This window comes from Streptomyces murinus (assembly GCF_002154555.1).
GTDB lineage: Bacteria > Actinomycetota > Actinomycetes > Streptomycetales > Streptomycetaceae > Streptomyces > Streptomyces murinus.
This window is the reverse complement of record NZ_MUNF01000598.1, coordinates 1-10,251: the sequence shown is the minus strand read 5'-3', so window position 1 is coordinate 10,251 and position 10,251 is coordinate 1. Positions and strand designations below refer to the sequence as shown.

Annotated in this window: 10 protein-coding genes and 1 pseudogene; 2 read left to right on the top strand and 9 right to left on the bottom strand. The window is 71.2% G+C overall.

Annotated features, from left to right (window positions below; genetic code table 11):
• Nucleotides 1-78: 78 nt before the first annotated feature.
• The 6 genes from CCN72_RS30935 to CCN72_RS30910 all read right to left on the bottom strand — a co-directional run bounded on the left by CCN72_RS30935 (nucleotide 79) and on the right by CCN72_RS30910 (nucleotide 5,199).
• Entirely contained in the window at nucleotides 79-474 is a 396-nt protein-coding gene (locus CCN72_RS30935) for a TOBE domain-containing protein (protein ID WP_085562649.1), read from the bottom strand.
• 22 nt (nucleotides 475-496) lie between these two features.
• Nucleotides 497-2,455, bottom strand: coding sequence for an APC family permease (locus CCN72_RS30930; protein ID WP_086811381.1), 1,959 nt, complete (start codon nucleotides 2,453-2,455; stop codon nucleotides 497-499).
• Between the two features lie 270 nt (nucleotides 2,456-2,725).
• Complete coding sequence (locus CCN72_RS30925; protein ID WP_086811379.1) at nucleotides 2,726-3,286, bottom strand: hypothetical protein; 561 nt, start codon at nucleotides 3,284-3,286, stop codon at nucleotides 2,726-2,728.
• Nucleotides 3,287-3,446: 160 nt separating this feature from the next.
• On the bottom strand, nucleotides 3,447-3,971 hold the full coding sequence (locus tag CCN72_RS30920; protein ID WP_086811378.1) for a universal stress protein: 525 nt from the start codon (nucleotides 3,969-3,971) through the stop codon (nucleotides 3,447-3,449).
• 156 nt (nucleotides 3,972-4,127) lie between these two features.
• Entirely contained in the window at nucleotides 4,128-4,334 is a 207-nt protein-coding gene (locus tag CCN72_RS30915) for a DUF5999 family protein (protein ID WP_085562653.1), read from the bottom strand.
• A gap of 277 nt (nucleotides 4,335-4,611) precedes the next feature.
• Complete coding sequence (locus CCN72_RS30910) at nucleotides 4,612-5,199, bottom strand: hypothetical protein (RefSeq protein WP_086811376.1); 588 nt, start codon at nucleotides 5,197-5,199, stop codon at nucleotides 4,612-4,614.
• Nucleotides 5,200-5,766: 567 nt separating this feature from the next.
• Between CCN72_RS30910 and CCN72_RS30905 the strand changes: the two genes are divergently transcribed.
• Nucleotides 5,767-7,284 carry a glutamate-cysteine ligase family protein gene (locus CCN72_RS30905; protein WP_085562655.1) on the top strand — a complete coding sequence of 506 codons (1,518 nt, stop codon included), beginning with the start codon at nucleotides 5,767-5,769 and terminating at the stop codon, nucleotides 7,282-7,284.
• A 103-nt stretch (nucleotides 7,285-7,387) separates the two neighbouring features.
• Nucleotides 7,388-8,215, top strand: coding sequence for a CPBP family intramembrane glutamic endopeptidase (locus tag CCN72_RS30900; protein ID WP_244174565.1), 828 nt, complete (start codon nucleotides 7,388-7,390; stop codon nucleotides 8,213-8,215).
• Between the two features lie 13 nt (nucleotides 8,216-8,228).
• Here CCN72_RS30900 and CCN72_RS30895 read toward each other — a convergent pair whose 3' ends face one another.
• The 3 genes and pseudogenes from CCN72_RS30895 to CCN72_RS30885 all read right to left on the bottom strand — a co-directional run.
• Complete coding sequence (locus CCN72_RS30895; RefSeq protein ID WP_086811373.1) at nucleotides 8,229-9,056, bottom strand: PhzF family phenazine biosynthesis protein; 828 nt, start codon at nucleotides 9,054-9,056, stop codon at nucleotides 8,229-8,231.
• A 115-nt stretch (nucleotides 9,057-9,171) separates the two neighbouring features.
• Nucleotides 9,172-9,555: a glycine cleavage system protein GcvH gene (gcvH, locus tag CCN72_RS30890; RefSeq protein WP_086811371.1), complete on the bottom strand. Its 384-nt coding sequence runs from the start codon at nucleotides 9,553-9,555 to the stop codon at nucleotides 9,172-9,174.
• Between the two features lie 110 nt (nucleotides 9,556-9,665).
• Nucleotides 9,666-10,046 (bottom strand): annotated as a pseudogene (locus CCN72_RS30885) (class I SAM-dependent methyltransferase); the annotation flags it as partial.
• Nucleotides 10,047-10,251: the final 205 nt, after the last annotated feature.

Here is a 10,251-nt window from a genome sequence, read left to right as displayed (position 1 = left end):
ACCGGGGGCCAGGCCCGCCCGAATCGAGCGAGCCGTCCGGGCGGGCCTGGCCCCCGGTCGGGGCGGTGCGGGAGATGGTCAGACGCGGTCGATATGGACGTTTGTCGACTTGACCCGGGCCGTTGCCTCCACGCCGACCTCCAGGCCGAGTTCCTCCACCGCCTCGCGGGTCAGCAGGGAGACCAGTCGGTGCGGGCCCGCCTGGATCTCGACCTGGGCGGCGACGTCGCCGAGTTTGATGGCGGTGACGATGCCGGGGAAGGCGTTGCGCACGGAGGTGTAGGAGGTCTCCTCCTCGCCGCTGCCGCCCTTGGCCAGTTCGACGGAGAACGCGGCGAGGTCCCGGCCGTCGATCAGCCGCCGCCCCGCCTCGTCGCGATGGGTGGCCACCCGGCCCGCGTCGGCCCAACGGCGGGCGGTGTCCGGGCTGACGCCGAGCAGCCGCGCCGCCTGGCCGATCGTGTAGGACTGCATGCGGAGAACGATAGGGCGCCGCTCAGCCCGTGTGCACACGCGGCCTGCGGTCCCGGTCGGGCTCCGCCTCGCGCAGCACCTCCCGGGTGACCGGCGCGACCTCGCCCTGCCCGAACAGGAAGAACCGCAGGAAGTTGGCGAACGGACTGCCCTCGGTCCACTCGAAGTAGATGTGCGGGGTGCAGCCGGTGACATCGCGGACATGGAGCAGCAGCGCCGCCAGGGCGTTCGGGATGGACGCCGACTCCAGCGTCAGCACCCGGTAGCGCTCGTGCAGCACCTCGCCGCGCACGGTCAGACCCGCCTCGAACTCGGACGGGTCGGTGACCGTGACCTCGACGAAGACGAAGTCCTCCTGCTCCGGCATGTCGTTGTCGGCGCGGATCTGCTCGATCTTGTCGCGGTACTCGGCCTTGTCCCGGTGCCCCGGCTCGTTCGCGATGAACCGCATCTTCCGGCTGGCCATGTCCCTGATGAAACGTTCCGCCAGCGGATCGAGCGTCACGCTGGTCACGCGCAGCTCGAAGGCGCGGGCCAGCCGGGACAGCAGCGAGACCAGGATGATGCCGACGATGAAGCAGGCACCGATCTTCACACCGTCCGGCCGCTCGATGACATTGACGACCGTCGTGTACAGGAACACCACCGAGATCACGGCGAAGCCGATGGTCCAGCGGCGCTGTCCCGCCTTGCGCGCGGCGATGGTCACCGCGATCGCCGCGGAGCTGATCAGCACCAGCACACCGGTGGCGTACGCGCCGCCCTGCTTGTCCACGTTGGCGTCGAAGATCCAGGTCACCAGGAACGCGACCAGCGTGAACACGATGACCATCGGACGCACCGCGCGCGCCCAGTGCGGGGCCATGCCGTACCGGGGCAGATAGCGCGGCATCAGATTGAGCAGGCCCGCCATGGCGGACGCGCCGGCGAACCAGAGGATGGCGATCGTCGAGACGTCGTAGACCGTGCCGAAGGCGCCGCCGAGGTACTGGTGCGCGAGATAGGCGAGGGCACGCCCGTTGGCCGGGCCGCCCGGCTGGAAGTCCTTCTCCGGGATCAGCAGCGTGGTGATGAAGCTACTGGTGATCAGGAAGCAGCTCATGATGACGGCGGCGGTCGTCAGCAGCTTCTTGGCGTCCCGGATCCGGCCGGTGGGGTGCTCCTCGGTGTCGCCCGGGTCGCCCTTCACATGCGGCATGACGGCGACGCCGGTCTCGAATCCGGACAGACCGAGGGCGAGCTTCGGGAAGACGATCAGGGCGACGCCGATCATCACGAAGATGTTCCCGTGCTGCACGGTCAGCGCGTTGGTCCAGTCCGTGACCACGTGCTCGGCGGTGACGACGTGGTACAGGCCGACGGCCACGACGACCAGGTTGAGCGCGAGATAGACGCCCACCAGCGCGAACGCGACGCCGATCGCCTCCAGGAAGCCCTTGAGGAACACCGCGCCGAGCAGCGCCACCAGCAGCAGTGTGATCAGCATCTGCTTGCCCTGGAGGGCGTGTGTCAGATGCGGGTTCTCCACCAGGTGGGTGGAGGCGTCGGCCGCGGACAGGGTGATGGTGATCAGGAAGTCGGTGGCCGCGAACCCGAGCAGGGTCAGCACGAACAGCTTGCCCTTCCAGAAGGACAGCAGCCGTTCCAGCATGGCGATGGAGCCCTCGCCGTGCGGGCTCTCCTCGGCCACCCGCCGGTAGACCGGCAACGCGCCCGCCAGGGTGACGAGCACCAGCACGATGGTCGCGATGGGGGAGACCAGCCCGGCCGCGAGCGCCGCGATGCCCGGCTGATAGCCGAGGGTGGAGAAGTAGTCGACACCCGTCAGGCACATGACCCGCCACCACCGCTGCCCCTCGTGAGGGGGCTCGGGCTGGGCATGCGGTCCGGTGTGGCCACCGCTCTTGCCCATGTCGGACAGGCCCTCCAGCATCCAGGCGCGCAGGCGACCGGTACTGGGAGGGCGTTCGGTCGTGGCCATCGGTGTGCTCCTGATGTGGGGCTCAGCTCTTTTCGGCCATCACACGGACGGCGGCACCAGCGTATGCAGAGCGTGACGCCTGGGCCTCCGGATCAGGGGCGGGGAGGCATCAATCTTGCGTTAAGAATGGCGCGGTGCCATCAGGGCCGCATCAAGAAGCCGAGGCAGGAGCGGATCATCAGGAGCTGAGCCGAACGAGTGGCGCGGGGCACCCCCCGGCAATCAGTGGCCACCGAGTGTCATCGTGCGCGGGGGTCGTCCGGAGCACGGTCACTTCAGCCCGGAGGCCCGGAAGACCGCCAGGGCCGTCTCGCGGTCCAGTCGGCGGGCGAGCCGGTCGAGGGCGGTGGTGCCGCAGCGCAGGGTGCCGCCGGCCAGCGAGTGGCGGGCGCCGTCGTCGAGCCGGTGCCACAGGGCAGGGTTGCGCACCAGCACCTCCGGGTCGATCTCCACCCGGTTCCCCAGGAGGTCGCGCAGCACCAGCCGCTGGTTGACGCCGTCCAGCGGGCGGACCGCGACCAGCAGATCGGTGTGGACCCGACGGGTGCGCAGCAGTCTCCTGCTGGCCAGCCAGCCGTCACCGGCCGAGACCTTGGCCGGATACAGGACGAGGAGCAGGAGCAGGGCCAGGGCGGACCACAGCAGGCCCCGCCACCAGGTGAGGGAGCCGGCCGCGCCGTCGATGCACAGCAGCAGCGCGAGCAGGGCGGCGGCGCAGCGCAGGGCGGTGCGCACCTCGCCGGCCCATTCGTGGTCGTAGGCGACGGTGGTGGCGGTGGTCGGTGGCCGCGGGCTCGTCACCCGGGCCCGTATGTCGTCGCTGTGCTCCATGACCTCGACGTTAGACAGTCGCGGGCGGAACGGCACAATGCCTTGACGGCGCTCTGATGGGCGGCGCCGGATTCTTGACGGGTCCGCTACGGCCGCCCGCGTCATCCGGTGATGCCTTGGCGGGGCCGGCTCAGGGGGCCTCTCGCGCGGGCCGGGGCGCTCACAGGCCCCGGGTGTCCATGGGCAGATGCCAGGCGTTGCGCCGGTGGACCGTGAGCAGCTGGGACTCCAGCGGGGACGGCGGTACGGCGAGCACCGGGCAGCCGGCGTGGGCGAGGCAGTGCCGGCGGACCCGGCCGGAGAAGGCGCGTTGCAGGCCCCGTCGGCCCGCGCCCACGACCAGCAGATCGTCCTCGCGGTCCGCGATCGCCACCAGTGCCCGGCCGGGGGTGCCGCGCACGACGAGGGCGTGGATCGGCACCCCGGGCCCCCGGTCGCCGAAGATCTCCTCCAGCACCGCGACCAGCCGGCCCCCGGCCAGCCGCTGCCACTCGTCGTCGGGCACGGCCGCGGCGGCCGAGCGGCGGGTGGCCGGATCCCCGCCGGGCGGCTCCCAGGCCAGCACCGGCCACAGCTCGGCCCCCAGCCGGCGGGCGAGCGCCCCGGCCCGCCGCAGCGCCGTGACGCTGCCCAGGGAGCCGCTCACCCCGACCACCACACGTCCGACCGCGTCGTAACCGGACATGACTCACCGTTCCTCACCGGTGTCCCGTGCCGTCTCCTTCCATCCCACCCCCGTGGCGGGGACAGGGCCAGCCGGGGACACGTCGGGGCCGGTCGCGCACCGGAACGGGTGCGGCCGGCCCCTCGGGTCCTCGCCGTCCTCGCGGCGCCGCCCCGCTCAGGCGGCGGTCATCACCTCGTCCGCGCCGAGCGGGCGGTGCGGGGCGATGACGCGACCGTCGGGCAGCAGCTCACCGGTGTCCTCGAAGAACAGGACACCGTTGCACAGCAGGCTCCATCCCTGTTCCGGGTGGTGCGCCACGAGACGGGCGGACTCCCGGTCGGCGGATTCGGCTGGCGGGCACGGTGGCTGGTGCTGGCACATGAATGGGATCTCTCGCTCTGTGGTGGTCATGGCGTCCCCCGTCATGCAGTCGTTCGGAACCCAGTCTTGCCCCACGGGCGTCGTTCCGCAGGGATTTCGAGGCACCGCTTCCCACAGGTTGAGGACGCGTCACCCGGGCGGACGGTTCAGCCCAACTACCCTGTCAATTCGGGTGGTTCGCCTGGCCGAGGTGGACTAGTCCGTCCGGGGGCCCGGCCGGACCGACGTTCCGTCCGGGCCCTGGGAGGCGAGCCGCCGATTCGTCCGGCGTCCCGGGTCAGGCCGCCGGTGAGCCGAGCAGCGGGAGCCGGGTGGCCCGCAGGGTGAGCACCGGGAGCAGATCGGCGACCGGATGCGGCCGGTGCGCCGCGATGCCGGGCGGTGCCGGGGCGAGCGGGACCAGCAGATCGGTGGCGGCCGGATGCCCCTCGGCGCCGTCGGCCGCGGTGTCGCCATGCAGCCACAGTGTGAGCATGTAGAGACCGGGAACCGACAACAGCCTTGGCTGATAGGGATGTTGGAGCGTCTCCGCCTGCTTCAGGGCCAGCTCGGTGGAGGTGACGTACGGGCCCTCGAAGAAGTGTGAGAAGGCCCAGCCGTCGGGGGTGAGCATGGTCTCCGCCGCAGCCACCGCCCGGTCGCCGCAGCGGATCAGAAAGCGCCAGCCCGCCAGCCGGGTGGCGGACAGGCCCTGCGGCGTGATCCGGTCCAACACATGGACGGGCAGCGGGAGTTCGGGCGTCGCTGGACCCTGCGCGGCGCGCAGGGAGGGGGTGCGGGCCTCACGGACCGCGGTCGGCGAGCCCAGGGCGGTGAGGACGGAGCGCAGGGCGGGCGCGGGGGCAGGGGCAACGTGAAGCGGCATGGTGGGTCGCCTCTCATTCGACAGGCGCGGGGCGCGAGGGAGGTGGGGCGGACGGCGCTGTCTGCTCACGGAAGGCCGGAGAGGTGGGGGCCGGTCGGTGGAGAACGAGGGTGCGGCGCGCTCCGCCGCCCGTCAACCGGAGCGGCAGGAATGCGGCAGGACCAGGACCGAGGGCGCCACCCTCCCGCCTTGTGGACGAAGTTTATACGACGTGTGTTCAGGCGGAGTTTCATCTATCCCAATGCGGTGGGCCCCACAAGGCAGGAATAGGCCGCCGATTCGCGGAAATTCTCCCGGTTTACGGGCGGTCACGCGGCGTTGACCTCGCCATACGCTCCGCTCGCGGACGGCCGAAAGTCATCGGCGTTTTTCACGAGGCGTTCGGGGCACCCGAAGGTGCGCTCGCGACATGCCCCGTGAATGTGCCGCAGGGAACATGACGACAGCGTAGCGGGCGTCCGGGTGGCGCGGGACGTTATCGATCGCTTTCACTGGGCATTACTCCACCTGACCCGGGAGCCCCGGCGGCCGGAACGCCGGCCCGCCCATCCGAGGAGGGACACTTCGATGGGGGAGAAGGTCGTGGCAGGGCAGTTCGACCTGTCCGATCGCCAGCGCTATCGCGAAAAGCTCCAGAAGTGCTTGACGGGGCTGGAGCGACTGCTGGTCGAGAAGCGATTCGACCGCCCCAGGAACCTCATGGGCGTCGAGATCGAATTGAATCTCGCCGGTCCGGACGGCATGCCGAAAATGTTGAACGGCCAAGTGCTCGAACGTATCGCGAGCCGTGACTTCCAAACGGAACTCGCGATGTTCAATCTGGAGGTGAACATAGCCCCGCACCGGCTCGGCGGCCGCGTCTTCGACCGCCTCGCCGAGGAGTTGCGGACCTCGCTCGCCTATGCCGACCGCAAGGCCGGTGAGGTCGACGCGGGCATCGTGATGACCGGCATCCTGCCCACGCTCGGCCGGGACGACCTGGTCTCCTCCAACCTCTCCGAGGTCGACCGCTACACCCTGCTCAACGACCAGATCGTGGCCGCGCGCGGGGAGGACTTCCGGCTCGACATCGAGGGCGTGGAGCATCTGGTCTGCACCGCCAAGTCCATCGTCCCGGAGGCCGCCTGCACCTCCGTGCAGCTGCACCTCCAGGTGACGCCGGGACGGTTCGCGGACGTGTGGAACGCGGCGCAGGCGGCGAGCGCGGCGCAGATCGCCGTGGGCGCGAACTCGCCGTTCCTGTTCGGCCGCGAGCTGTGGCGGGAGTCGCGGCCACCGCTGTTCCTCCAGTCCACCGACACCCGGCCGCCCGAACTCCAGGCACAGGGCGTACGGCCGCGGACCTGGTTCGGCGAACGGTGGGTGTCCTCGGCGTACGAACTGTTCGAGGAGAACCTGCGCTACTTCCCGGCCCTGCTGCCGATCTGCGACGACGAGGAGCCGCTGGAGGTGATCGCCGCCGGCGGCACCCCGAAACTCGCCGAGATGGTGCTGCACAACGGCACGATCTACCGCTGGAACCGGCCGGTGTACGGCATCGCGGACGGCGTACCGCATCTGCGGGTGGAGAACCGGGTACTGCCGGCCGGTCCGACCATCACCGATGTCATCGCCAACGCGGCGTTCTACTACGGCCTGGTGCGCGCCCTCGCCGAGGAGTCCCGCCCGGTGTGGACCCGGCTGCCGTTCGCCGCCGCCGAGGCCAACTTCGACGCGGCCTGCCGCTACGGCATCGACGCCCGCTTCGTCTGGCCCCGGCGCGGGCGGTACGGCGGTACGGGCGAGGTCGACGCGGTCACCCTGGTCCGCGACGAACTGCTCCCGCTGGCCTCGGCCGGGCTGGACGCGTGGGGCGTCGAGGCGGCCGACCGCGATCTCTACCTCGGTGTCATCGAGGAGCGCTGCCGGCGCCGGGTCAACGGCGCCTCCTGGCAGGCCGCGACCTTCCACCGCGCCCTGGAGGGAGGACTGTCCCGGGAGGCCGCGCTGGCCGCGACGACACGGCGGTACGCCGAGCTGATGCATGTGGGGGAGCCGGTGCACATGTGGCCGGTGGGACTGCCGGAGCCGGTGCCGATGGGGTGAGCGGGAGGTTCATGGCGGGCGCGTAGGGAGCCGCGGTGCCGCGCGTCGGGCTCGGTGGCCCGGTGCGCGGTTCTCCCAGGTGCTTCTGCGATCCTTGCGGGCAATGCGGGAGTCGGCTCGTGAGGTGTGGGAGGCAGGGGTGAAGGTGGCGGCCGGGTTGGGGGACGGGCTGGAGCAGCGGACGCGGCGGATCCTGCGCGACGAGACGATCCTCGTGCTCGCGCTGTCGCTGGGCGCGAGCGGGGTCTCCGCGCTGATCAGTTTCATCGGCTCGGTGACCAAGCCGGGCGGTCTGAAGGACCAGGCCGCGACCCTCAACGCCTCGGCCGCGCCGGGCCGCCCCTGGCTCGACCTCGCCTGGCAGCTGTTCGGCATCGCGACCGCGCTGGTCCCCGTCGCCCTGGTCGCCCACTTCCTGCTCCGCGAGGGCAGGAGCCTGCGCACCCTCGGCTTCGACCGCACCCGGCCCTGGCCCGACCTCGGCCGGGGCGCGGCGGTCGCGGCGGTGATCGGCAGCACCGGGATCGCCTTCTACCTGGCCGCGCGGGGCCTCGGCTTCAACCTCACCGTCATCCCCGAGGCGCTGCCCGGCGTGTGGTGGAAGTTCCCGGTGCTGATCCTGTCCGCGGTGCAGAACGCGGTCCTCGAAGAGGTCATCGTCGTCGGCTATCTGCTGCGCAGGCTGGGCCAGTTGGGCTGGGCGCCGGGGACCGTGCTGGTGGCCAGCGCGGTCCTGCGCGGCTCGTACCACCTCTACCAGGGCATCGGCGGCTTCCTCGGCAACATGGTGATGGGCGTGGTGTTCGTCTGGCTCTACCGCCGCTGGGGCCGGGTCGGGCCGCTGGTCGTCGCCCACTCGCTGCTCGACATCGGCGCGTTCGTCGGTTACGCGCTGCTCGCGGGCAAGGTGGGCTGGCTGCCGACGGCCTGAGGCGGTCGTCCGGTCACGCGTCCGGGCCGGCGTGCAGTTCGCCCTCGATGACGGTGACCGCGCGGCCGGTGAGCAGGGTGCGCTCGCCGCGCAGTCCGGTGCGCACCAGGCCGGTGCGGGGGGACGCCTGGAGGCCGGTGAGGTCGGGGCGGCCGAGGCGGGCGGACCAGTGCGGGGCGAGCGCGGTGTGGGCGCTGCCGGTGACGGGGTCCTCGTCGATGCCGACGTTCGGGAAGAAGCAGCGGGAGAGGTAGTCGTAGCCCCCCGCGGGGTCGTCGGCGCGGGCGGTGGCGATGATGCCGCGCGCCGAGTGGGCGGCGAGGGCCTTGTGGTCCGGGGCGAGCCCGCGGACGGTCTTCTCGTCCGCCAGCTCCACCAGCAGGTCACCGACGTTCGCCCCGGTGTCGAAGGCGGCGACCGGTTCCGCGCCCAGCGCCTCGGCGACGCCGTCCGGTACGGCGACGGGGGTGAGCGGCGCGGTCGGGAAATCGAGGGTGATCGCGCCGTCCGCGGCGGGCGTGGCGACGAGCACCCCGCTGCGGGTGGCGAACCGCACGGGGCCCTCGTGCGTCCCGGTCGTGTGCAGCACATGTGCCGTGGCCAGCGTGGCGTGCCCGCACATCGCCACCTCGGTGACGGGCGTGAACCAGCGCAGCGCCCAGTCCGCTTCGCCGCCCGCGGGCAGCCGGTGGGCGAAGGCCGTCTCGGCGTGATTGACCTCCATGGCGACGTCCTGTAGCCAGCCGTCGCCCGGGAAGCCGTCGCCGTCCAGGAGCAGTACACCGGCGGGGTTGCCCGCGAAGGGCCGGTCGGTGAAAGCGTCCACGATTCGAATCCGCATTCCCCGAAGCTAGCGGCTGCGCAAGCCCCTGGACCAAGGCCAATTCGGGAGTACTGGCCCGCTTCACGCTCTCGGTGGCCGGCGGAGTGCGGGCGGTGGGGCGGGCGTGGCGCGGTCAGTCGCCGATGGCCGCCTGGTAGCCGGCGGCGTCGAGGAGTTTGTCCAGCTCGGACCTGTTCGACGGCTTGAGCTTGAAGATCCAGGCGTCGTACGGATCCTCGTTGAGGAGCTCCGGGGTGCCGGCCAGTTCCTCGTTCACCGCGATCACCTCGCCGCCGACCGGCGCGTAGATGTCCGACGCGGCCTTCACCGACTCGACGACACCGACGGGCTCGCCGGCCGCGAAGACCTTGCCGACGTCCGGCAGCTCCACGAACACCACATCGCCGAGCGCATGCTGGGCATGATCGCTGAGCCCGCCCGTCACCGTGCCGTCCGCCTCCAGCCGAGCCCATTCGTGAGACTCGGCGTACCGCAGATCAGCGGGGATGTTCGACATGCTCACTCCCTGGAAGTCCCTTTTGTTCGGCGGACTCAGCATGCCTGATGAGGGCTAGGTTCGAGGGTATTTGTCCGGTCTCAAATGAGGCGATGCGGTCCGACCTCGCTGTGGCCGCCGTAGCCCTGCGTCTTCAGCCTGGACCCGTCGCCGACGTGAAAGCCGAGCAGGCCGGCGACCGAGGTGTCGGCGAGGTCGAGGTCGGTCATCGAGCCCACCGCGAACCGCAGCCGGGGGTGGTCACTCCGGGCCACGTCGACCATCGCGGAGGAGAGGTCGATGCCGAACGCGTCCACACCCGGCTCGCGCAGATGAGCGGTGACATGTCCGGGCCCGCAGCCCACGTCCGCCACCGGCCCACCGCCGGCGGCGCGCACCAGGTCGGCGAACAGCGCCAGAGCCGCCCGGAGATACGGCGCCCTGACCAGAGCCCCGCGCTCATGGACCGCAGGGTAGTGGAGGACGACGTCCCAAAGGGCTTGGCAGGCGATCGGTTCCGATATATCGTTGAGGCATCGCGAGCGATACGCGATGCAGACGCAATAGATCAGCGATGGGATGGAGTGATCACCATGCGTGGACATGGATTCGAGCGGCACGAGGGTCGCGGTCGGCACGGTGGGGGCATGGGCGGGTTCGAGGCGCGGCGGGCCGCGTTCGGGCCGTTCGGGCCCGGTGGGCCGGGAGGTCCGGGCG